Raw genomic sequence first — 23,085 nt, 5'->3', positions numbered from 1 at the left:
GCGCCGTCACCGGCAAGCCCAAGCGAAAGCCAGCCACTACCGCAAACGACTCGAAGCCGCCAAAAGTAACGAACCTCCGTAGCAGTACTAGGTGGATCTGCCAGTGCGCTCAGTTCTACGGACGGCCGTCGTTGTCCGGGTATCGCGACGGACAACCAGCCGCGGACGGCAGCGTGGTGACCGCCGATGGACCAGAACGGCCCGACGACGGAGGTCGTGTGCACGTGTTGTGGGAACCGGACGGAACCGGACGGGGCACGGTGGTGTTGCTGCACGGGGCGATGGCTACCGCGGCGACCTGGTGGCGGATCGGGCCGGCGCTGGCCGGTCAGGGCTGGCGGGTGTACGCGATCGACCTGCCCGGCCACGGCGACACTCCCCGGCTGGACGGCCCGTTCAGCCTGCAGCGGTTCGCGACGCTGACCGCCGAGCGTCTACCGGAGCGAGTCGACCTGCTCGCCGGGCACAGCCTGGGCGCGGTCGTGGCACTTCTGCTCGCGGCGGGACGGCTGCGGAGGGTCCGGGCTCTGGTACTCGAAGACCCGCCGGACCGGATGCCCGACGCCTGGGAGGTACCACCCGCAGACCGGGATGCGGCCCTGCGGCGGGTCCGACGGCTGCATCCGCGGTGGGCCGACGAGGACGTCGCCAATGCCGTGGACGGGGCCAGCGCGGCCGACCTGGCCGGCATCGGGGCCGCAGTCGCCAGCCGGCCGCGCTGGAACCTTGGCCGGCTGGTCACGGACGCCGCCGTGCCAATCGCAGTACTCACCCCACCCGCCGGCACCGGCGGCGCGCTGTCGGCGTCGCGCACCCGGCTCCGGCAGCTGGTCGGAGCGAACCGGTTCATCGAGATTGACGGCGGGCACTGCGCCCACCGGGCCTGCCCCGACCTCTGGCTGGCGTCAGTGACCAGGTTCGCCGACGCCGTGTTGGACGAGTAGACCGCCGGCACCGGCGGATAAGGCCGTCACGGGCGGATGCTGGTCCCGTCACCGGCGCACACCGTGGCATGTCGGGCGTAGGGACGCCAGACCGTTCCGCGTTCGTCGATCCTCCCAGGGTGGCGGCGGCCTTACCAACCGTTACCATCTCGTCACGGCAGTCGACCGGTCGAGTACTTGGAGCGCCGCATGCCCCGCCCCGAGCGCGCCCTGTTTCCGGAGCTCAGTCCTCTGCACGCCTTCGCCGCAACCCTACGCGCGCTGCGCGGGCGGGCAGGAAATCCGACCTACCAGGCGATGGCCCGGCACACCGGACGCTCCCGGACCGCTCTGTCCGAGGCGGCTGGTGGCGACGTGCTGCCGACGTGGGACACCGTGATCGCCTACGTGTCGTACTGCGGCCAGGACCCGAACGACTTCCTCCTCGCCTGGGAAGCGTTGCAGGAGCACCGGGAGCAGGACAGCCTGCATGGCGCTCACCCGCCAATCGCCGCCAGCGCAGGGCCAGCACCGGCCGACGTGTCGAACCTGCCCCGCCGCCCCGCCGGCCTGTTCCTGGGTCGCGACGACGCGCTGGGGCATCTGGATGAGATCCTCGGCGGTGCCGACCGGGGACTGGTGATCGGCCCGGCCGTGCACGGTCTCGGCGGGGTGGGCAAGACAGAGCTGGCCCTGCAGTTCACCGACGCACACCGGCAGCGATACAACCCCGTGTGGTGGATCAGCGCCGACTCGGAGGAGAACATCGCCACCGGGCTGGCCGCGCTGACCCGTACCCTCGCCCCGCAGTGGTCTGCGGCGACGAGCGTCGACGACACGGCCGCCTGGGCACGTCGGTGGCTCGCCACGCACGACGGCTGGTTGCTGGTCCTCGACAACGTGGTCGATCTCGCCGCGATCGAACCGGTCCTGGCGACCGGGTCCAACGGACGGGTCATCGTCACGAGCCGCCGCTACCTGGACTGGAGCACGTTGAGCCTCGCGCCGCTGGCGCTCCCGGTGTTGACCGCCGGCATCGGCCTCGATCTGCTGCTGCGCCGCACCGGCCGGCAAGCTGAGCGGACCGAGGCCGAACTGCTCGTCGACGAGCTGGGCGGCCTGCCGCTCGCCTTGGCGCACGCCGCCGCGTACCTCGTCGAGCGGCCGCACGTGAGCATCGCGCGATACCGCCGTTGGCTCGCCGAACAGCCGAGCCGCATCCTGGGCGCGCCAGCGATGGCTTACCCGAGCGACGATCTGGTGGCCCGCACCTGGCAGGTGTCTCTCGACGCGGTGACCGCCGACGATCCGCTCGCCGCCCGCCTGCTCGGCGTCGCGGCCTATCTCGGTGCCGATCACATCCCGGTAGATCTGTTCAATCCGCTGGCCGACGCGCTGTCGGTCGAGGAGGCCCTGACCACCGCGGCGTCCTACAGCCTGATCAGTCGGTCGGGCCCGGCCATCGGTATGCATCGGCTGGTGCAGACGGTGATCCGCCTCAGCCAGCCCGGCGAGCGGTCGCTGGCGGACGCCGTCGCGCTGCTGCAGGGGGCCCAGCCCGTCGGCGACCCGGAGACCACCGTCGCCCAGTGGCCTCGGTGGGCGCAGCTGGCCCCGCACATCGACGCCCTGGCGGCGCGCCTGCGAGGCGAGCACGCAGAAACGCTGAGCGCCGAGACAGCCGACCGCACCGCCGAGGTGCTCATGCGCGGCGCCTCGTATCACCGCGGGCAGGGCCGATACGAGGCGTCCCTGGCGCTGTACCGTCACTCGTTGCAGCTACGTGAGAGCAGCCTCGGCCTGGACCACCCCGACACCATCACGTCGCTCTACGGTGTCGCCGGCGGGTGTTGGTCCACCGGCCGTTTCGTGGAGGCGATCGCCACCGCCCGCGCCGTTCTGCAGGCCCGCGAGCAGCGCCTCGGCCCCAGCCACCCGGAAACTCTCGATGTCGCGAGCAACATCGCGGTCGGTCTGCGAGAACTCGGACACCACGACGAGGCGATCGCCTTGGCTGAGCAGACTCTGACACACCGCGCACAGATCCTCGGTGTCGAACACCCCGAAACCCTGCGCTCGCGGAACAACCTCGCCGGCTGCTATCGCGCGGTCGGCCGCTTGTCCGAGGCGATCGACCTCTACGAACGCAATCTCGAGGCCCGAGTGAGGGTGCTCGGCCCGGACCACCCCGACACCCTGCAGTCGCAGCACAACCTGGCCGGCGGGTACGAGCACGCCGATCGACCGGCCGAGGCGATTGAGCTCTACGAGGCGACCCTCGCGAGCCGGCTGGCGCTGCTCGGCCCGGACCATCCCGACACTTCGCACTCGCGGTTCAAGCTGGCCGGCGCGTATCTCACCGTTGGTCGTTCAACAGAAGCCGTCGCCCTGCTGACGCAGGCCTTCGCTGCGCAGCGCTGGCTGTTGGGCCCCGATCACCCCGACACCCTCAAGACGTACGCTGCCCTGCGGCAGGCGACGGCGGCCGCCGACCCGCCCTAACCCGACGACGGGTCACGCCGCAGTGACTCCGGCGCAGCCGCTCGATGCGTTCCGGCCTCGGCCAGTGCACGTCGGATGCCAGCCCGAGACGCTCCAGCAACAGGTCACTCGCGCCGCGATGCCGAGCGGCCGGGTTGAGCGCACTATCCAGGGTAGGGCCAGCGGCGCTCCCACCCCTCGATCTCTCCCTTGCTCATTTCCTATCTACGCGATAGGGAAAGTAGGTGACTACGCGCTGACCCGGGAGCGCCTCCAGGAGGACCTGCGTGCGGTCAGCACCGTAACCGGTCGGACCTCGGTGTTCGTCACCCACAGTGTGGACGAGGCCGTCTTCCTGGGCAGCCGGGTCGTGGTACTCAGCCCGCGCCCCGGCCGGATCGTCCTGGACCTGCCCGTCGACCTGCCGCGCACCGGCGTCACACCGGACGACCTGCGGGGCCTGCCCGAGTACGCCGCACTGCGAGCCGAGATCGGGCACGCCGTCCGAAGCGAAGGAGCATCCAGATGACCACCGTGCTCGTGCAACTCGACCTCGAACCGCTGGGGCCACACTTCGGCGCCCTCGTGCACGGGTTGGACCTGGCCACCGCCAGCGACGAGGAGATCGTCGCTCTCCGCGCCGCCCTGGTCGACCGCAAGGTGCTCTTCCTCCGCGACCAGCGCCTCGACGACGACGCTCAGGTACGCCTGGGACACCGAATGGGCGAACTGACCGCCTCGCATCCGGTCGTCGGTGGCGTCGACGCAGCCCACCCGGAGGTGTACGCCCTGGACAGCACCGACAATGGCTTCGCCGACGTGTGGCACACCGACGTCACCTTCATGAAGCGGCCGCCACTCGGCTCGATCCTGCGGGCGGTCACCCTCCCACCGACCGGCGGCGACACCAACTGGGCCGATGCGCAGCTGGCGTACGACTCGCTCAGTGCGCCCGTACGACGACTCGTCGACCACCTCACCGCCGTTCACGACGGCACCCGCGAGTTCGGCTACTACCTGGCCCAACGCGGGGGCAACGTGTGGGAGGGCCAGCCGGTGTCCCGGCTCGACCCGGTCGAGCACCCGGTGGTCCGGGTTCATCCCGAGACCGGCCGAAAGGGAATCTTCGTGAACCCCGGCTTCACCTCGCACATCGTCGGGGTCTCCGACGTCGAGAGTCGGGCCATTTTGGACCTGCTCTACGCCCACCTCACCAAGCCGGAGCACATCGTGCGGCACCGCTGGCGCCCCGGCGACGTGGCACTCTGGGACAACCGCAGCACGGCTCACTACGCCAACCGCGACTACGGATCCGAACGGCGGGTCATGCATCGCATCACCCTGCGCGGGGACGTCCCGCGCGGACCGCAGGACCTTCGATATTGACGATCCCTCACCGGCGCGCGGACGTCGTCAGTCCCGCCACTCCTTGGCGAGCAGCTCGTACGAGCCGACCCGGTCGCCGTGCGCGTGGGTGATCGTGGTGATCAGCAGTTCGTCGGCGGCGGTGACGTCGCGCAGGACGCGCAGCCGTTCGACGACCGTCCCGGGCGACCCGACGAACTGGGTGTCCACCCGGTCGGCGACGAGTTCACGGTCCTCGTCGGTCCACGGCAGCGCGGCGGCCTGCTCCGGGCGTGGGAACGGGATCGCGCCGTCACCGCTGCGGATGCTGCGCACCCAGGGCCCGTACGGCGCGGCGAGGCGACGTGCCGCCTCGTCGGTGTCGGCGACGACGACGTCAGCGGAGACCACCACGTACGGCTGGGCCAGCACCGCCGAGGGTCGAAACGCGGCCCGGTAGGCGGTCACCGCGTCGAGCACCGAGGAGGGGCTCACGTGGTAGTTCGCGGCGAACGGCAGGCCGAGCGCGCCAGCGAGTTGGGCGCTCTCACCGCCGCTGCTGCCCAGCAGCCACACCGAGAGGTCGGTGCCCTCCCCCGGTACGGCGTGCGCGTCCAGACCGTTCTCGTCGGTGTAGTCGCCGCGCAGCAGGGCCAGGACGTCGGCCACCTGGTCGGCGAAGGTCGGCGGCTGCGCGCCCGGTTGGTGCAGCAGTGCGCTGGCCAGCGCGAAGCGCGGTGAGGCGAGCACGCTGGCGTAGGAGAACGGCGGCGGGATCAGCAGGCCGTCGACGACCCGGGCCTCGACGGGCGGCACGGTCGGAGGAGCGGTGTGTGCCCGGGCCGCCTCGACGCGCCGCTGCCCGGAACGACCGAGTCCGAGGTCGATCCGCCTGGGATACAGCGTGGCGAGGGTGCCGAACTCCTCGACGACCGACAGGGCCGTGCGGTGACCGAGCTGGACGGCACCGGAGCCGACGCGGAGCACGCTGGTGGCTGCGGCAACCTGCCCGATGAGCACTGCGGGCGCCGAGCTGGCGACGCCCGCGGCGAGGTGGTGCTCGGCGAGCCAGTAGCGGTGGTAGCCGGCCTGCTCGACCCGGCGGGCCAGGTCGACGGTGTTGCGCAGAGCGTCGGCGACGGTACCCCCGGCGGGCACCGGCGACAGGTCGAGGACGGACAGTGGCGTCGATGGCATGGTGGTCTCCCGTTTGATGTCAAACCGCCGGTGTGGCGGTCACCGCCGGCGCGAAGGGGCGGCTGGGGATCTCTCGCCGCAGCACCGGCGCCACCTCGGCCTGGAACAGCTCCAGGCTCTCTCGGTGCTGCTTGTCGGTAAGCCCATCGTGATCGGCCTGGAGGTGCATGACCTCGTGGCCGAACTCCCCGTGGTAGCGCAGCACCTTGTCGACGATCTGCTGCGGGCTGCCCACCAGGATCGAGCTGCGTTCGATGGCGTCCTCGATGGTGGGAAAGACCGTCGGCAGGCCGAACCGCCGGAATGCGGCGACCCGGGCGTCGAAGATCGGCCGGTACCGCTCGATCGCCTCCTGCGAGGTGCGCGTCACGTAGAAGCCGGCCGAACCGGCGCCGACCAGGGCGTCGGCCGGGTCGTGGCCGTAGTGCACCCAGCGGTCCCGGTAGTGGCGGATCAGTTCCGCGTACGACTCGATGGTGTTGGTGACGTTCGCTGAGAAGATCGGGTCGCCGTAGCGGGCGGCCAGGTCGACCGACTCCCGGCTGGTGGCGCTGCCGTGCCAGACACGGATGGGCTGTTGCAGCGGGCGCGGCCAGGTCTCGGCCTCGGTCAGCGACGGCCGGTACGTTCCCGACCAGGTGACCCTGTCCTCCCGCCAGAGTCGACGGAACAGCTCGTAGCCCTCCCGGTTCCGGTTCCACTGATCCTCGGCCGTGACGTGGAACAGTTGGGCCTGCGCGGCGCCGTTGCCCTTACCGATGATCAGTTCGAGTCGGCCGCCGGAGAGGTGGTCGAGGGTGGCGTAGTCCTCGTACGCGCGGACCGGGTCGAGCAGGCTGAGCGTGGTGACGGCGGTGAAGAGGCGGATCGTCGACGTACGGGCCGCGATGTGGCTCAGCACCACCGGTGGCGAGGAGGAGATGAAGGGCCGTTCGTGCCGTTCGCCGACGCCGTACCCGTCGAAGCCGAGTTCCTCGGCGAGGACGGCCGTGTCGACCACCTCCCGGAACCGTTCGCTGGTGCTGGGGCGTCGACCGGTGACCGGGTCGGGCAGGTGGGTGATCAGGGTGATCAGCAGGAACTTCATGCGGGGACCGTCGCTTCCGGCACTGAGATCATGGGCGGCGCACCGCCAGGGCGAAGCAGCGCGAGTAGGGCAGGGTGTCGTACGGGGCGAAGACCGGTACGGGCCGGTAGCCCGCCTGCTCGTACCGGCGGATCGCGTCGGGCTGGCGGTCACCGGTCTGCAGCACGATCCGTACCGCGCCGAGCTGACCGGCGGCCTCCCGGGCCGCGTCGAGCAGGCTCTCGGCGATGCCGCGCCCCCGGTGGGCGGGCGGGACGTACATCCGCTTGAGTTCCAGGTCGGCGCCGTGCCACCGCATGGCGGCGTGCCCGACCGGCGTGGCGTCGGCCGTGTACGCCACGCCTGTCCACGCCACCGAGGTCGGGGTGAGCACCTGGGCCGTGGGCAGGTGGATCGGGTCGGCGGGACGGTCGGCGTACCGGTGGCGCAGTTCGGCGGTCATCCCCGACCGCAGGGCTGGCGTCCGGGTCGTCCCACCGCCGGCGGCAGACCGTGACGGGCGTGGTCACGCCGCACCGACGCGGCCGGACGGGCGGGCGGGGCCGAGACCGAGGTGGTCGCGCAGGGTGGTGCCGGTGTATTCGGTGCGGAAGACGCCGCGTTCCCGCAACAGTGGGACGACCTGGTCGACGAACTGGTCGAGACCGCGCGGGGTCAGGTGTGGCACCAGGATGAACCCGTCGGCGGCGTCGGACTGGACGAAGTGGTTCATCCGGTCGGCGACCTGCCGAGGGGTGCCGACGAACGACTGCCGGCCGGTCACCTCGATGATCAGATCGCGGATTCCCAGGCCCTTCTCCTCGGCCAGGGCACGCCACCGACGGGCGGTGTCGAGCGGGTCCGGGTACATGCCGGCCCGGCCCCGGCTGATCGCGTCGGCGCTCACGTCCGGGTCCTCGGCGGGCAGCGGGCCGTCCGGGTCGTACGCGGACAGGTCCCGGTTCCACAGCTGTTCCAGCAGCAGGATCGCGGTCTGTGGGCTGACCTGCTGGCGGCGGATGTGGTGGGCGCGTTCCTGCGCCTCGGCGTCGGTGTCACCGAGCACGAAGGTGACCCCGGGGATGATCTTCAGGTCGTCGGGGTGGCGGCCGTGCCGGGCCAGACGGGACTTGACGTCCCGGTAGAACTTCTGGCCGTCCTCCAGCGTGCCGTGCCGGGAGAAGATCGCGTCGGCGCTGGACGCCGCGAACTCCCGTCCGTCGGGCGAGTCACCGGCCTGGAGGATCACCGGATGCACCTGCGGGCTGCGCGGCACGGTGAAGTGCCCGGCGATGTCGAACTGGTCGCCGTGGTGGGCGAACGCGCCAGGGTCCGCCTCCGTCACGTACCGTCCGCCGTCGCGGTCTCCCACGATCGCCTCGGCCGGCCAGGACTCCCACAACTCGCGGGCCGTCCGGACGAACTCGGCGGCCCGCTCGTAGCGCAGGGAGCGGTCGAGGTAACCGCCCCGGCGGAAGTTCTCCCCGGTGAACGCGTCGGACGTGGTCACGACGTTCCAGGCGGCGCGCCCGCCGGAGAGGTGGTCGAGGCTGGCCAACTGGCGGGCCAGCTCGTACGGCTCGCGGAAGGTGGTGTTCAGGGTGCCGGCCAGCCCGAGGTGACTGGTGACGCTGGCGAGGGCGGCCAGCAGGGTCAACGTGTCCGGGCGGCCCACCACGTCCAGGTCGTGGATACGGCCACGCTGCTCGCGCAGGCGCAGCCCCTCGGCGAGGAAGAGGAAGTCGAACGTGCCGCGCTCCGCGGTACGGGCCAGGTGGACGAACGACGAGAAGTCGATCTGACTACCGGAGTCGGGGTCGCTCCACACCGTCGTGTTGTTCACGCCGGGAAAGTGCGCGGCCAGGATGATCTGCTTCGGCATGACGGTCTCCAGGGATCAGGCGGTTGCCGCGACGGCGTACCGGCTGGCCGGTCGGGGCAGGCCGAGCAGGTCACGCAGCGTCCCGCCGGGATATCCGAGGCGGAACAGACCCCGGCCCCGCAGCGCGGGCACCAGCGCACGGGTGATCAGGGTCAGGTCGTGGGGAAGCACGGCGGGGCGCAACCGGAAACCGTCCACACCCGAGTGCTGCCAGGCGGCGATCAGGTCCGCCAGGTCGGCCGCCGTTCCGGTGAAGGTGGCCGCGTCCGACCGGTACTCCTGGCCGTGCAGCTCGTCGAGACGGGCGCCGCGCCGGCGGGCGAGGGTCGGCGACTCGTCGAGCAGGACACCCAGGTCGGCGAACACGCGCAGCGGCGGCTCGGTCCGGCCGACGGCCGCCTCAGCCACCCGGACCTCGGCGACGATCGCGGCGGCGTGCGCGGCGTCGGTCGGGGTGACGAAGACGACGTCGGCGTGCCGGGCGGCGAAGGCGTACGGCACCGACGAGTGCGCCAGCGCGGCCACGACCGGCTGGCCCTGCGGCGAGCGGGGCACGATGGAGGGGCCCTTGACGGAGAACCACCGACCCACGAAGTCGATGTAGTGCAGCCGCTCCCGATCGACGAAGCGTCCACTCGCGACGTCCCGGATCTCGGCGTCGTCCTGCCAGCTGTCCCACAGGCGGCGGACCACCTCCACCGCGTCGCCGGCCTCGGCGAAGAGGTCACCGACGAGTCGGACGACCTCCGGGTCGTCGAGCCGGGTCGGATCCAGGGCGGGGATCTCCCGGCGACCGAAGTGACCGGCCTCGGCGCGCCGGGCGGAGACCCGGGATCGCCAGCCGGCCCGGCCGCCGCTGAGGTGGTCGAGGGTGGCCACGCCGGTCGCGAGGTGGAACGGTTCGGTGTGGGTGGTGCTGGTGGTCGGCACCAGCCCGATGTGCCGGGTCAGCGGGGCCAACCGCGCCGCGATCTGCACCGCGTCGAGGCGTCCGCGGAGCTGGTCGGCCCGGCCGTCGGGGCCGTCCGGTCGCGTCGACTGGAGGTCGAGGCTGTCCTCAAAGGTGAGCAGGTCCAGGGTGGCGCGTTCGGCCTCCCCGGCGAGGGCCGCCCAGTAGCGTGCGGTGAGCGGTGCCGACGCGTCGGCGCGGGACAGACGCCAGGCGGCGGGATGCCAGCCGAGGCCGTCGAGGGCGACTGCCAGGTGCAGGGTCTTTCCGGTCATGGGTGTTCCTCCTGCGGTCGGCCGGCGGCGACGAGCGTGGGCAGCGCGTCGAGCAGGGATCGGGTGTAGTCGTGTCGGGGGTAGGTGAAGACGTCGCCGACCGGTCCCTGCTCGACCACCGTGCCGTCGTGCATCACCAGCACGCGGTCGCTCAGGTGGTGCACGACGCCCAGGTCGTGGGAGATGAACAGCAGCGCGGTGCCGTCGGCGGCGCGTAGCTCGGCCAGCAGGTCGAGGACCTGCGCCTGGACGGAGACGTCGAGCGCCGAGACCGGTTCGTCGCAGATGATCAGACTCGGTCGGGGGGCGATGGCGCGGGCGATGGCGACCCGCTGCCGCTGCCCGCCGGAGAGCCGTCGGGGGTGCCGGTCCAGCAGGTCCGGCCCGAGACCGACGCGACGCAGCAGGTCAACGACGTGGTCGCGCCGGTCCCGCCGGTCGACGTCGGGGTCGAGGTTCTCCCCGATCACCTGGCCGACCGTGTAGCGGGGGTCGAAGGAGCTGAGTGGGTCCTGCGAGATCAGTTGCAGCCGGCGGCGCATCGGGCGGCGGGTCCGTTCGCGGGCGGCGGACCACGGCATTCCCTCGAAGGTGACGGTGCCGCCGTCGGGATCGAGCAGGCCGGCGACGATCCGCGCCACCGTGCTCTTGCCCGAGCCGGACTCCCCCACCAGCCCGAGCGTCTCGCCACGGGCGACGGAGAAGGAGACGTCGCTGACGACTGTGTGCTCGCCGTACCTTCTGGTCAGCCCGCGCGCGTCGAGTACCAGGTCGTCGGGGCGGACCTCGCCGCGGGCGGGCAGGGCCGCCCGGGCGCCCGCGACCGTGGCCGTGGCGGCGAGGCGGCGGCCCCGCGACGACGCCGACGGCACTGCGGCCAGCAACTGCCGGGTGTACGGGTGCTCCGGTGCCCGCAGCAGCCGGTCGGTTGGCCCGTCCTCGACGATGCGACCGTCGCGCATGACCAGGACCCGGTCGGCGACCTGGGCGACCACCGCCAGGTCATGACTGATCAGCAGCAGGCTCACCCCGGCGGCCCGCCGTTCGGCCAGCAGCCGCAGGATCTGGGCCTGCACGGTGACGTCCAGCGCGGTGGTCGGTTCGTCGGCGATGAGCAGCGCCGGTTCCCCGGCGATCGCCGAGGCGATCAGCGCTCGCTGTCGCAGCCCGCCGGAGAGCTGGTGGGGATACTGTCGGGCCCGACGCTGCGGCTCCGGCAGGTGGACCAGGTCGAGCAGGTGGGCGACGCGACCGGCCCGTTCCCGTCGGCCGACGATGCCGTGGGTCGTGAGCACCTCGCCGACCTCGGCGCCCACCGTGCGCAGCGGGTCGAGGGAGACCAGCGCGTCCTGGAGGACCAGCCCGGCGAGGCGGCCCCGGACCCGCCGCCAGTCCCGTGGGCGGTGCGTCCGCACGTCCTCGCCGGCAAGCTCGAGCCGGGCGGCGCGGACCCGTGCGCCCGGGCCGGCAAGACCGACCAGGGTACGGGCGGTGACGCTCTTGCCGGAGCCGGACTCTCCGACGACGGCCACGCACTCGCCACGCTCGACGGTGAAGCTGATCCCGCGCACCGCGGCCACCTGACCGGTCGGGGTGTCGAAGTCGACGTGCAGGTCCTCGACCGTGACCAGCGGGCCCATCAGCGTCGCCGCCCGTCGAAGCGGGCCTGCCAGTGCCGGCCGACGACGGTCAGCGAGACCACCGTGGCGGTGACGGCCAGGCCGGGGACGATGCTGATCCACCAGGCCACCTGGAGGTAGTTGCGTCCCTCGGAGAGCATCGCGCCCCACTCCGGTGACGGCGGCTGGGGGCCCATGCCGAGGAAGCTGAGCCCGGCGGCGGCCAGGATCGCCTCACCGAGCCCGATCACGGCGAGCACCGGCACCGGGCCGACCACGTTGGGCAGCACGTGCCGCAGCACCAGCCGAGGCCGGGACTGCCCGAAGGTGACGGCCTGTTCGACGAAGCCGGAGCGGCGTACGACGAGCGTCTGACCACGGACCACACGGGCGTGGTGTGGGAGGGTGGCGATGCCGATGGCGACGATCAGGCTGGCGGTTCCGGGGCCGGCGATGGCGATGAACAGCAGCGCCAGCAGCAGCATGGGGAACGCCGACAACGCGTCGAACGTACGGCTGAGCGCCTCGTCGGCGAGCCGGTGCGTGAGCCCGGCGAGCAGGCCGAGGAGCACTCCGCCGGTCACCGCGATCGCGGTCGCGGCCACACCGATGGTGAGCGAGTGACCGGCACCGTGCACCACCCGGGTCAGGACGTCGCGGCCGAGGTGGTCGGTCCCGAACCAGTGCCCGGCACCGGGCGGACGCAGCACGGCGAGTGGATCGGCCGCGAGGGGGTCGTCGGGGGCCAGCGCCGCCGGCCAGGCCGCGGCGACGACCAGCAGGACGAGGTACGCCCCGGCGGCGAGCAGACCGGGGCCCGGTCGTGCGCGTCGGCGTACGGCCGGTTCGGTCGGGTCGACGAGGATCCCGGCGGGCGCGTCGGTGAGTGGAGGGCCCAGGGTGACGGTCATCGGGTCAGCTCCTTCGCAGACGCGGGTCGACAAGCAGGTACGCCAGGTCGGCGGTGGTGTTGACCACGACGTAGCCGGCGGCGGAGAGAGTGACCACGGCCAGGACCACCGGCATGTCCCGGGTGGTGACCGCGGCGAGGGTGACCTGGCCGAGGCCGGGTCGACCGAAGACCTGTTCGACGATCACGGTGCCGCCGATGACGATGCCGAAGACCCAGCCGGCCAGACTGACAGCCGGCAGGACGGCGTGCCGCAACGCGTGGCGCACCAGGACCGTTCGTTCCCGTACACCCCGGGACCGCGCGGTGAGCACGAACGGTTCGTCGAGCGCCTTGTCGATGCCGTCACGCAGCACCTGGGCGAGCAGCCCGGCGATGGGCAGCGCGAGGGTGACGGCGGGCAGCACCAACGCGACGACGCCCTGGTCACCCGACACCGGGAAGAAACCGAACCGGAACGACAGCACGCTGAGCAGCAGAAGCCCGATCAGGAACGACGGGGTGGAGACCAGCAGCAGTTCGGTGCCGGAGCTGAGCCGGCGCAGCCACGGTCGCCGGTTCCCGGCGGTGGCCACCGCGATGAGCAGGGCGAGCAGCACCCCGAGCCCGGCGGCGGCGACCGCGAGTGTGAGGGTGGGGGCGAGCTGTTCGCCGATCACCTCGGTGACGGGTCGTTGCAGGAGGTACGAGCGACCCAGGTCGCCGCCGCCCAACCGCCCGAGGTAGTCGAGGTACTGCACGACGGCCGGCCGGTCCAGGCCCCAGTCGGCGATGATCTCGGCGCGGATCTGCGGGGTGTCCGCGCCATCGCCGACGATGTTGTCCACGGTGTCGCCGGGGGCGGCCAGCAGTGCCAGGTAGGCGGCGGTGGCCGCGACCCAGAGGACGACCAGGCCGGCGCCGAGCCGGCGGGCCACGGTACGCACGGGTGGGCTGCTCATGTCACTTCCCGATCCACAGGTCGTACGCGCTGGCGGGCACCCCGGCGGTGGGTTCGAAGCGGACACCGCCGACGCCGGTGCTGGCGGCGATCTGGTCGGCCGGCGCGTACAACGGGAGCAACAGGGCCTGCTCGACGACGACCCGCTGCTGCAGGTCGGCGTAGATGCCGGCCCGCTTCGTCGGGTCCACGGCGGCCTGACCGGCCTCCAGGAGCCGGTCGATCCCGGGATCGTTGATCTGGGTGCGGTTGATGCCGCCCTTCGAGTGCAGCAGCAGGTTCAGTGCCGCCCCGGCGTCGGTGTCGGCCCGCGAGTTGTCGAAGACCTCGTACTCGTTGCGCTGGATGGCGTCGGTGGCGGTGCCCTGGTCGACGAGCGACACCTTCAGGTCGATGCCGGCGCTCTGCTTGACGGCCGCCTGCACGGCCTGCGCCAGCACGTCGCGTCGGTCGCGGACGAAGGGTGCGGACTGCACGAGCCGTACGGTGAGCCGCTTGCCGGCCTTCACCCGGTAGCCGTCGGCGTCCCGGTCGGTCCAGCCGGCCTGGTCGAGCAGGCTGTTCGCCTTGGCGGCGTCACCGCTGTACGCGCTGCCGTCGAGCCGCTTGTCGTAGAGCGGGCTGGACGGGCTGATGACGCTCCAGGCGCGGGTCGCGGTGTCCCGGTAGACCGACCGCAGCACGGTGTCCACGTCGACGGCCTCACGGAACGCCCGGCGGACCCGCAGGTCGTCGAAGGGCGGGTGGGAGGTGTTGAAGTAGTAGGAGTAGGCCGAGCCGGAGTTGAGCTCCCGGGTCAGGCGCAGCGCCCGGTTGCCGGTGACCAGCGGCTGGTCGGTGGCGGGCACGCCCTCGATGACCTGCACCTGGCTCGACGTGAGTGCGCCGACGCGCACCGCCGACTCCTTCAGGAAGCGGTAGGTGATCTCGTCGAGGTAGGCGGGGCCGGTGTGCGTCGCGGTGGGCGGCGCCCAGTCGTAGCCGGGGTTACGCCGGTAGTGCAGCTCCTGACCGGCGACGTAGCGGTCCAGCACGAAGGGTCCGGTGCCGACCACGTCGACACCGCCGGCCTTGAGGTTCTTCGCCTCGCGCAGGGAATTCGGCGAGATCTGGGCGCCCTGCGGGGAGGCCAGGAAGTCGAGGATGAGCACGTCGGGGGTGGTGAGGGTGAGCCGTACGGTGCGCGGGTCGACGACCTCGACGGCCTTGAGGTTGCGCAGTTGCACGGCGGCGACGGCGGCGGCGTACCCGGGTTCGCGGAGTTTGTCGATGTTGGCCTTTACGGCCGTGGCGTCCAGGGGCGTGCCGTCGGAGAAGGTGACGCCGTCGCGCAGTGTCAGGGTGTACGACAACCCGTCCGGGGCGACCTGCCAGCCGGTGGCCAACCAGGGTGCCAGCTTGCCCTGCTTGTCGTAGGTGAGCAGGGCCTCGAAGGTGTTCCAGACCAGCAGGCGGGCCTTGGCCTGGGCGTACTGGTGCGGGTTGAGGGTGATCGGCTCGGTCTCCACGGCCCAGGTGAGGCCACCGCCGGAGCGGGGCTGGCCGGCGGCCTCGGCAGCCGGCGTGGCACCGGTGGAGCAGCCGGCGACGACGGCGAGCAGCGGGGCGAGCGCGGCGGCGGCGAGGGTTCGCAGACGGTTGGCGGGCATGGCGAGGTCTCCTGTCCAGGCAGGCGGTACGGGGTACGCCGACACCCGGCCCGGCGCGGTGGGCGCGGGTCGGTCACGGTGTCGGTGCGTGATGGCTCGGCGGTCGGCTCGGCAGTGAGCCCCACCTCGGCGGGCCGGTGCGGCGGGCCGGGTGAGCGGGGTGCCGGTCAGGCCAGACAGGAACTCGACCACACCCGACCGAAGTCGATGTGGCCGCGGATCGTCAGCCGCAGCTCGCTGGACATGAGCCGAGTCCACTCGCCGCGCGGATCGGTGTCAACACATCGGTCGATGGATGTCGGCTATCGCACGTGGGGACGCCGATTCGTTGACGCATTACCTACTAAGGCTATAGGATTTAGAGGGAATGTGTCCGGCGGGTCGACCTGGACCCGCGCCGGGCCGGGACCGGTCCGCCGGACACGTCACCGCGACCGGCGGAAGATCTCGGCCCGATGCGGTCAGGCGGCGGCGCGACGGGCCGCGCCGTCCGGAGTGTCCGCGAGGCCGGCGTAGCGGCCCCGGTGGTAGAGCAACGGTGAGCCGACGTCGGCGTGCCGGAGCAGTTCCGGCTCGGCCAGCACGACCACGTGGTCGCCGACGACCACCCGGTCGACGACCCGGCACACCAGCCAGGCCAGGGCGCCGTCGAGGATCGGCAGCCCGTTCGGCCCGGGCCGCCAGCGGGTCGGAGCGGCGAAGCGGTCGATCCCGCTGGTGGCGAACGTCTGGGCCAACTCCTGCTGACCGTGCGCGAGCAGGTGCACCGCCACGTGTCGCGCCTGCGCCAGCGTCGGCCATGTGGACGAGCCGAGATTCAGGCAGAACGAGACGATCGGCGGCGTCAGGGACACCGACGTGAACGATGTCGCGGTGAAGCCCACCGGCGGCGCACCGGGGGCGGTGACCACCGTGACGGTGCTGGCCTGGTGGCGCAGCAACCTGCGCAGCGCGTCGACGTCGGCGTCGGTCGGGTCGTCGGTGGACGAGGTCATGGGCGTTCCTCCCGAGGGGGTGGGGGCGCGGAGCGCTAGGAGCGGGCGGCGGGGTCGGCCGTCAGCCGCTCGAACGGAATCTTCTCGCCGGCCTCGACGGCGACCGGCAGCCGGTTCTCCGCCGGTGGCAGCGGGCAGGTCGCGAAGTCGGTGTACGCGCACGGCAGGTTGACGGCCCGGTTGAAGTCGAGGATCACCCGGCCCTGCTCGTCCGGTGCCCCGACGGCCAGCGACCGGTTGGCCCCGTAGGTGGTGACGCCGGACGTGGTGTCAGTGAACAGCACCGACAGGCTGCCGGGTGTCGCACCGTTGAACGCGGTCAGGCTCAGCGGCAGCCCGTCGACGCTGAACTCGATCCGACCCGGCGCGTCGTAGACGTGGTGGAGCCCCTCCACGGCAGCGCCGACCGTGGTCGGTCGGGGACGGTCGAACGGCACGAACCGCCCGTGGAGCACCCACCGCTCGGCGGGCGGGTAGGTGGCGGTGCCCCGGTAGCCCCTCCGCGGCGGGTGATCGGGACGTCGAGGTCGAAGGATGTCGTGCCCAGCCCGCCGGGCCACCTCGAGGACGCCCCCGTCGATCTCCACGGTGACGCCGGCGCGCTCGGCGATCGGCCCGAACTCATGCCGCTCCCGGGCGCGCCGGCCGTCGACGACGATCTCCTCGTCGTCGACGATGGTCACGACCGGCCCGGCCGGCCCGGTGTGCCACTCGCCGGGCACATCGGGGAACCGCTGCGGCTCCGTGGTGAGCCAGTGCAGTCCGGCCACGGCGAGGAAGCCGTGGCGGTCCGCCCGCGCCTCCTCGTGCCGGCGGTGCCACTCCTGCCAGTCCGCGGCGAACGCCCGAGCGGACTGGGCGGCGTCGGCGGGTGCGGACCCTGTGAGATCAATTGTCATGACCGATCCCTCTCGTTGGCGTACGACCACTCGGAACGGGTGCGAAGGTGCCGGACGCGAGCCGGCGGAACGACAGCCGGCGGGCGGAGATCGCCTGCTCAGGCCGGAAGGGCGGCCACGCGACAGAGCTGCGCGGCGACCCGCATCAGGTCGACGACCCGGCGGGAGGTGAACAGCCGGACAAGCAGCATGGACCGATTTTCCTACCAGACAAGTAGGATTTCAAGCCCCTGGAGCCAGGCGGCACCGCACGTTCGCGGGCAGGTCGGCGGGGTGGCCGGTCGGCCGGGCGGGTCCCAGCGCCTGAAACCCTACTTGAAACATAGGAATTGTGGGTTAGCGTCGTATCCGTGACCAGCCCACACACCCTGCTTCAGGGCACCGCCATCGCGGTGTCGCGGGGATGCTGCCGTGGCTGGACCGCCGCCTGCGGCCGCTGCCGCTGAGCCCGCGCTCCTCTCTGTTTCCACTCGCGCCGCCGGCTCGACGACGACCGGCAGCCGACTCCTCGCACCGATCGACGGTTGCTCGCCGCCCTGACGTCCACGCGCGCTCGTGGCGGCACGCAGCTGTCTTCGTCGACCCAGGAGGACAGCCATGACCGTCATCACCGAACCCGTGACCCCGGTCGACCCGACCATGTTCCGCGCCCTTCTACGCCGGCACGCTGCCGCGGTCGCGGTGGTCACCGCCGCCGGCGAGCCACCGGTCGGGAGCACCGTCACCTCGCTCACGTCGGTGTCACTACGCCCCTCGCTGGTGTCGTTCTGCCTGGCCCGATCGTCGTCGAGCTGGCCGACGATCGCCGACGCGGAGCACGTCGCGGTGCACCTGCTCGGCGACGACCAGGAGGACGTCGCGCGGACCTTCGCGACGAGCGGCATCGACCGGTTCGCCGCACATCCGGCGTGGCGATACGGGCCGCACCGGGTGCCGCTACTGGACGAGCCGGTCGCCTGGCTCCTGTGTCGCGTGACCCAACGGGTGCCCGCGGGCGACCACGTCATCGTCATCGCCGAGCCGCTGCTCGCCAGTCACCGTGACGGCGCGCTTCTGCTCTACCACATGGGGCGCTACGCCGCCCTGCAAGCAGCGACGTAGGAGTTGTCAGTGACCTCATCATCCCTCCTGGACCGTCGGGCGTTCCTGTCCGCGACCCTCGGCGCGGTGACGCTGGGCCTGACCGCCTGCGCCGGTGACGACACTCCAGCCGCGGCGCTGGCCCTGGACGCTCCACTGCCACAGGCCGTGCCGAAGGGCACCAAGCTCGTCGTCGGGGACAAGGAGCACCAGAAGGCGATCGAGTTCTCCGGCGAGGCGGACACGTTCAGCTTCGAGGTGGAATGGGCGAACATCAGCGGCGGCCCGCAGACCCTGGAGGCGTTCCGCGCGAAGGCGCTGGACGTCGGGGCGGTGGCGGACATCCCGCCGATCCACTCGCACTGGACGGGCATCCCCACGAAGATCGTGGCCTCGAAATTCCGCCAGGACCCGCTCAACCACGCCATCTACCGGCTCGGCATCGCACCGGGCGTCACGGTCGCCACCCTCGCCGACCTCGCTGGGAAGAAGATCGCGTACAGCCCGGGACAGGCGCAGGGGGCGCTCGTCCTGCGGGTACTCCACAAGGCCGGCCTCACCAAGAAGGACGTCAAGCTGGTCGAGCTGCCGAGCACCGGCGATGTCTACAACACCGCGCTCGCGAGTCGCCAGGTCGAGGTCGCGCCGATCGGCGGAGTGCAGATCAAGAGGTACGACACCAAGTACAGCCGGGACGGCGCGACGACGATCGCGCACGGTCTGCGCGACGACCCCGGCCACCTCTACGCACCCGTCACGGTGCTCGGTGATCCGGCGAAGGCGGCGGCGATCCGCGAGTACGCGCAGGCGTGGGCGCGGGCCTGGCGGTGGCGCGAGGCCAATCCGGACGAGTGGATCGAGCGGTACTACGTCAAGGACCAGGGCCTCACCGCCGACGACGGCAGGTGGCTGGTCCAGAACAGCGGCGTGGCCGACATCCCGGCGAGCTGGTCCGAGGCCATCGCCCGGCACCAGGAGACCATCGACCTGCTCGCGCAGGAGACCGGCAACAAGCCCCTCCGGGCGGAGGACCTGTACGACCGACGGTACGAGTCGGTCGGCGCGCAGGCGTTGACCGCCGGGAGTGCCCGATGACCGTCTCGGCACCGACCCGACCCCGGTCGACCGCCGCCGCTCTCGCCGGCCGGCCGCGACGCCGACTCAAGCCGGGCCGCCCCATCCCGTTCGGGGCGGCGATCGGTCCGACCCTGCTGCTGGCGGTGTGGGCAGCTGGCTCGGCCGTCGGCTGGATCGACCCCCGCACCCTCTCGGCGCCCTGGACCGTGGTGATCACGGCGGGTGACCTCATCGCCGACGGTCGCCTCCAGGACAACCTGGCCATCTCGGCTCAACGGGCGGGCCTGGGCCTCGCCATCGGCACGGCCGCCGGCACGGTGCTGGCCGTGCTCGCCGGTCTGAGCCGGTGGGGCGAGGCGATCCTCGACGGGCCGATCCAGATCAAGCGGGCCATCCCGGCTCTCGCGTTGCTTCCGCTGCTCGTCCTCTGGTTCGGCATCGGCGAGCAGATGAAGGTCATCACGATCACGCTGGGCGTGTTCGTGCCCGTCTACATACATACGCACAACGGGCTGCGCACCATCGACAGCCGGTACGTCGAACTGGGTGAGTCGCTACGGCTGCGGCGTACCGCCTTCATCCGCCGGATCGTGCTGCCCGGCGCACTGCCCGGCTTCCTGCTCGGCATGCGGTTCGCGGTCGTCGGGGCATGGCTGTCCCTGGTGGTCGTCGAGCAGATCAACTCCACGAGCGGCATCGGCTACATGATGGAGCTGGCCCGGGAGTACGGCCAGACCGACGTGATCATCGTTGGACTCGTGCTGTACGGACTGCTCGGACTGCTGTCCGATGGCGCCGTCCGGCTCGCGCAGAGGAGGGCGCTGTCGTGGCGACGCACGCTGGCGGACTGACCGCATCTCGCGCCGTACGCGTGCAGGGTCTGGCGCGAGGATTCGGGGACCGGGTGATCCTCGACGGATTCGACCTGGAGATCGGCACGGGCGAGTTCGTCGCGCTGCTGGGTCGCAGCGGCTCGGGCAAGAGCACCATGCTGCGTGCGCTCGCCGGCCTGGACGGTGACGCCACCGGCTCGGGGCTGGTCGACGTACCGGAGAATTCCTCGGTCGTCTTCCAGGACGCCCGACTTCTGCCGTGGCAGCGCGTACTGGACAACGTCGTCCTCGGCCTACGCGGGCCGGACGCCAGGGAGCGCGGCCGTGCGGCCCTCGCCGAGGTCGGCCTCGCCGGCAGGGAGCGGGCCTGGCCCAATGAGCTGTCCGGCAGCGAGCAGCAACGCGTGGCGCTGGCCCGGGCGCTGGTGTCCGAGCCGGACCTGCTGCTCGCCGACGAGCCGTTCGGCGCGCTGGACGCGCTGACGCGGCTGCGCATGCACGCCCTGCTGCGCGTACTCCATGCCCGGCACCGACCCACGGTGCTGCTCGTGACACACGACGTCGACGAGGCCATCACGCTGGCCGACCGGGTCCTGCTGCTGGACAGCGGCCGGATCGCTGTCGACCTCGTCATCGACCTGCCGACACCGAGGTCGTACCGGCAGCCGCAGTTCCTCGCGTACCGCGAAACCCTGCTGCGGGCGCTCGGCGTCGACCAGACGGAAGGATGAGCATGCTGCACCTCAACGCGTTCCTCATGGGCGTCGGCCACCACGAGGCGGCCTGGCGGCTGCCCGAGAGTGACCCGTTCGCGCAGACCGACGTCGAGCACTTCACACGCCTGGCCCGCATCGCCGAGCGCGGCAAGCTCGACTCGCTGTTCCTCGCCGACAGCCCGGTGCTGTGGAACAGCATCGGTCGACGGCCGGGCGGCACGCTGGAGCCGACCGTGCTGCTCACCGCCCTCGCCGGAGCGACGAGCCGCATCGGGCTCATCGCGACGGCGTCGACGACGTACAACGAGCCGTTCAACCTGGCCCGCCGGTTCGCGTCGCTGGACCACATCAGCGGCGGCCCGGCCGGCTGGAACATCGTCACCACCGCCGGCGAGAAGGCGGCCCGGAACTTCAACCTGGACGACCTGCCGGCGCACCGGGACCGGTACGAGCGGGCAGCCGAGTTCATCGAGGTGGCCCAGAAGCTCTGGGACAGCTGGGACGACGCCGCGCCGCTCGGCGACAAGGACGCCGGGCGGTGGGGCGACGACGAGCTGCTCTATCCGCCGGAGCACTCCGGGCGGTACTTCAAGGTGGCCGGCCCACTCAACGTTCCCCGCTCACCCCAGGGCTATCCGCTGCTGGTGCAGGCCGGGTCGTCGGAGGACGGCAAGGACCTGGCCGCCCGCCACGCCGAGGCCGTCTTCACCGCCCAGCAGACGCTGAGTGAGGCGCAGGCGTTCTACCGCGACCTCAAGCAGCGTGCCGCCCGGGTCGGCCGCGACCCGGACACCATCAAGATCCTGCCGGGCATCGTGCCGGCCATCGGGTCCACCGAGGCCGAGGCCCGCGCGCTGGAAGAGGAGCTCGACCGGTTGATCAAACCGGAGTACGCCCGGCAGCAGCTCGCCACGACGTTGCGGGTCGCCGCCGAAGACCTCGACCTGGACAAGGAACTGCCCGCCGACCTGCCGAGCGAGGACGAGATCGAGGGCGCCAAGAGCCGTTACACACTGATCGTCACCCTGGCCCGACGGGAACGGCTCACCGTCCGTCAACTCATCGGCAGGCTCGGCGGCGGGCGCGGACACCGCACCTTCGCCGGCACACCGGAGCAGGTCGCCGACGCCATCGAGCAGTGGTACCACGGCGGCGCAGCCGACGGCTTCAACATCATGCCTCCCGTGCTGCCGTCCGGGTTGGAGACGTTCGTCGACCACGTGGTGCCGATCCTGCAACGCCGCAAGCTGTTCCGCACCGAGTACACCGGGACCACCCTGCGCGAGCACTACGGGCTGCCCCGACCGACGAACCAGTTCACCCGGCAGCTCACCAGCGCGTCCCGCTGACCCACGCGAAGGAGAAGCCATGGTCGACCAACGGCCCTTCGGACGCACCGGCGTCCGCATCAGCTCCCTGACCCTGGGCGCGATGAACTTCGGACAACGGGGCAACCCGGACCACGAGGACGGCATCCGGATCATCCACCGGGCCCTCGACGAGGGCATCAACGCCATCGACACCGCGGACGTCTACTCCAACGGCGAGTCGGAGGAGATCGTCGGAAAGGCCGTCGCCGGCGGGCGACGCGACGACGTCTTCCTGGCCACCAAGTTCCACGGCCAGGTCGGTGACAACCCGCAACACCGGGGCAACTCGCGCCGCTGGATCGTCCGATCGGTCGAGAACAGCCTGCGCCGGTTGGGCACCGACTGGATCGACCTCTACCAGGCGCACCGGCCGGAGCCGGACACCGACTTCGACGAGACCCTGCCCGCCAACGCCGCCACACTGACCGCCGTCGACGAACTGGCCACACTCGCCGACGAGGGCGGACTCTCCCTCATCCACCTCGCGATCGCCTTCGTCCTGGAACACCCGGCGGTCACGTCGGCGATCATCGGGCCGCGCACGCTGGCACACCTGGAGTCCCAGCTCGGTGCCGCCAAGGTGACCCTGTCCGAGGACGTCCTGGATCGCATCGACGCCATCGTCCCGCCCGGCACCACCCTGAACCCCGCCGACGCCGGCTACCAGCCACCGTCGCTGACCGATCCGGCTGGCCGCCGACGCGGCGGGTCACCGCCTCGCGTCGCCGGACCGGCCCGATGAGCAGCCGAGCGCGCGGCTTTCCCCTCCCGACCTACCCCTCCCAGCCTAGACGAGTAGTTCCGATGTCAGGGGTCGATGTCTGGGCATGAAGGGAGGGTGCCGATGATCATGTTGTGACGCAAGACCTCGACACCCTCT

At 71.7% G+C, this 23,085-nt stretch carries 21 protein-coding genes; 10 read left to right on the top strand and 11 right to left on the bottom strand.

From position 1 onward, the window contains the following. Positions 1 to 218 precede the first annotated feature (218 nt). The 4 genes from ACGFH9_RS30105 (at position 219) to ACGFH9_RS30090 (ending at position 4,790) form a co-directional block, all read left to right on the top strand. Positions 219 to 944: an alpha/beta fold hydrolase gene (locus tag ACGFH9_RS30105; RefSeq protein ID WP_393226040.1), complete on the top strand. Its 726-nt coding sequence runs from the start codon at positions 219 to 221 to the stop codon at positions 942 to 944. Between the two features lie 189 nt (positions 945 to 1,133). Further along, the gene (locus tag ACGFH9_RS30100; RefSeq protein WP_393226037.1) at positions 1,134 to 3,425 is read left to right on the top strand and encodes a tetratricopeptide repeat protein; all 2,292 of its coding nucleotides are present in this window, start codon (positions 1,134 to 1,136) and stop codon (positions 3,423 to 3,425) included. Positions 3,426 to 3,723: 298 nt separating this feature from the next. After that, on the top strand, positions 3,724 to 3,933 hold the full coding sequence (locus ACGFH9_RS30095; RefSeq protein ID WP_393226034.1) for a hypothetical protein: 210 nt from the start codon (positions 3,724 to 3,726) through the stop codon (positions 3,931 to 3,933). Further along, positions 3,930 to 4,790 carry a TauD/TfdA dioxygenase family protein gene (locus tag ACGFH9_RS30090; protein WP_393226031.1) on the top strand — a complete coding sequence of 287 codons (861 nt, stop codon included), beginning with the start codon at positions 3,930 to 3,932 and terminating at the stop codon, positions 4,788 to 4,790. Before ACGFH9_RS30095 ends, ACGFH9_RS30090 begins: the two co-directional genes overlap by 4 nt. A gap of 27 nt (positions 4,791 to 4,817) precedes the next feature. Here ACGFH9_RS30090 and ACGFH9_RS30085 read toward each other — a convergent pair whose 3' ends face one another. The 11 genes from ACGFH9_RS30085 to ACGFH9_RS30035 all read right to left on the bottom strand — a co-directional run bounded on the left by ACGFH9_RS30085 (position 4,818) and on the right by ACGFH9_RS30035 (position 17,129). Further along, positions 4,818 to 5,945 (bottom strand): LLM class flavin-dependent oxidoreductase, encoded by a 1,128-nt coding sequence (locus ACGFH9_RS30085; RefSeq protein ID WP_393226028.1) that lies wholly within the window; start codon positions 5,943 to 5,945, stop codon positions 4,818 to 4,820. A gap of 19 nt (positions 5,946 to 5,964) precedes the next feature. After that, positions 5,965 to 7,032 carry an LLM class flavin-dependent oxidoreductase gene (locus ACGFH9_RS30080; protein WP_393226027.1) on the bottom strand — a complete coding sequence of 356 codons (1,068 nt, stop codon included), beginning with the start codon at positions 7,030 to 7,032 and terminating at the stop codon, positions 5,965 to 5,967. Between the two features lie 28 nt (positions 7,033 to 7,060). Then, complete coding sequence (locus tag ACGFH9_RS30075; RefSeq protein WP_393226024.1) at positions 7,061 to 7,474, bottom strand: GNAT family N-acetyltransferase; 414 nt, start codon at positions 7,472 to 7,474, stop codon at positions 7,061 to 7,063. Between the two features lie 63 nt (positions 7,475 to 7,537). After that, on the bottom strand, positions 7,538 to 8,893 hold the full coding sequence (locus ACGFH9_RS30070; protein ID WP_393226021.1) for an NtaA/DmoA family FMN-dependent monooxygenase: 1,356 nt from the start codon (positions 8,891 to 8,893) through the stop codon (positions 7,538 to 7,540). A 15-nt stretch (positions 8,894 to 8,908) separates the two neighbouring features. Next, positions 8,909 to 10,117, bottom strand: coding sequence for an LLM class flavin-dependent oxidoreductase (locus tag ACGFH9_RS30065; RefSeq protein ID WP_393226018.1), 1,209 nt, complete (start codon positions 10,115 to 10,117; stop codon positions 8,909 to 8,911). Continuing rightward, complete coding sequence (locus tag ACGFH9_RS30060) at positions 10,114 to 11,757, bottom strand: dipeptide ABC transporter ATP-binding protein (RefSeq protein WP_393226015.1); 1,644 nt, start codon at positions 11,755 to 11,757, stop codon at positions 10,114 to 10,116. Before ACGFH9_RS30060 ends, ACGFH9_RS30065 begins: the two co-directional genes overlap by 4 nt. Then, positions 11,757 to 12,647, bottom strand: coding sequence for an ABC transporter permease (locus ACGFH9_RS30055; protein ID WP_393226012.1), 891 nt, complete (start codon positions 12,645 to 12,647; stop codon positions 11,757 to 11,759). Before ACGFH9_RS30055 ends, ACGFH9_RS30060 begins: the two co-directional genes overlap by 1 nt. A gap of 4 nt (positions 12,648 to 12,651) precedes the next feature. Next, entirely contained in the window at positions 12,652 to 13,587 is a 936-nt protein-coding gene (locus ACGFH9_RS30050; RefSeq protein ID WP_393226009.1) for an ABC transporter permease, read from the bottom strand. Between the two features lies 1 nt (position 13,588). After that, positions 13,589 to 15,235 (bottom strand): ABC transporter substrate-binding protein, encoded by a 1,647-nt coding sequence (locus tag ACGFH9_RS30045; protein WP_393226006.1) that lies wholly within the window; start codon positions 15,233 to 15,235, stop codon positions 13,589 to 13,591. Between the two features lie 461 nt (positions 15,236 to 15,696). Further along, entirely contained in the window at positions 15,697 to 16,230 is a 534-nt protein-coding gene (locus ACGFH9_RS30040; RefSeq protein ID WP_393226003.1) for a flavin reductase family protein, read from the bottom strand. A 35-nt stretch (positions 16,231 to 16,265) separates the two neighbouring features. Further along, positions 16,266 to 17,129, bottom strand: coding sequence for a DUF1684 domain-containing protein (locus ACGFH9_RS30035; RefSeq protein WP_393226000.1), 864 nt, complete (start codon positions 17,127 to 17,129; stop codon positions 16,266 to 16,268). Between the two features lie 597 nt (positions 17,130 to 17,726). Here ACGFH9_RS30035 and ACGFH9_RS30030 point away from each other — a divergent pair. The 6 genes from ACGFH9_RS30030 to ACGFH9_RS30005 are packed head-to-tail and all read left to right on the top strand — an operon-like array spanning position 17,727 to position 22,947. Continuing rightward, the gene (locus tag ACGFH9_RS30030) at positions 17,727 to 18,230 is read left to right on the top strand and encodes a flavin reductase family protein (RefSeq protein WP_393225997.1); all 504 of its coding nucleotides are present in this window, start codon (positions 17,727 to 17,729) and stop codon (positions 18,228 to 18,230) included. A 9-nt stretch (positions 18,231 to 18,239) separates the two neighbouring features. Beyond that, complete coding sequence (locus ACGFH9_RS30025) at positions 18,240 to 19,304, top strand: ABC transporter substrate-binding protein (protein WP_393225995.1); 1,065 nt, start codon at positions 18,240 to 18,242, stop codon at positions 19,302 to 19,304. Continuing rightward, positions 19,301 to 20,137 carry an ABC transporter permease gene (locus ACGFH9_RS30020; RefSeq protein WP_393225992.1) on the top strand — a complete coding sequence of 279 codons (837 nt, stop codon included), beginning with the start codon at positions 19,301 to 19,303 and terminating at the stop codon, positions 20,135 to 20,137. The genes ACGFH9_RS30025 and ACGFH9_RS30020 overlap by 4 nt, the downstream gene beginning before the upstream one ends. Beyond that, positions 20,113 to 20,850: an ABC transporter ATP-binding protein gene (locus ACGFH9_RS30015; protein WP_393225989.1), complete on the top strand. Its 738-nt coding sequence runs from the start codon at positions 20,113 to 20,115 to the stop codon at positions 20,848 to 20,850. Before ACGFH9_RS30020 ends, ACGFH9_RS30015 begins: the two co-directional genes overlap by 25 nt. Before the next feature lie 2 nt (positions 20,851 to 20,852). Further along, positions 20,853 to 22,184 carry an LLM class flavin-dependent oxidoreductase gene (locus ACGFH9_RS30010; protein WP_393225986.1) on the top strand — a complete coding sequence of 444 codons (1,332 nt, stop codon included), beginning with the start codon at positions 20,853 to 20,855 and terminating at the stop codon, positions 22,182 to 22,184. A 19-nt stretch (positions 22,185 to 22,203) separates the two neighbouring features. Next, positions 22,204 to 22,947, top strand: a complete 744-nt coding sequence (locus ACGFH9_RS30005) for an aldo/keto reductase (protein WP_393225983.1) — start codon at positions 22,204 to 22,206, stop codon at positions 22,945 to 22,947. Positions 22,948 to 23,085 lie beyond the last annotated feature (138 nt).

It is taken from the genome of Micromonospora sp. NPDC049102 (genome assembly GCF_043197485.1).
GTDB lineage: Bacteria > Actinomycetota > Actinomycetes > Mycobacteriales > Micromonosporaceae > Micromonospora.
The sequence above is the reverse complement of the archived record's forward strand: the minus strand, read 5'-3'. Positions and strand labels throughout refer to the sequence as shown.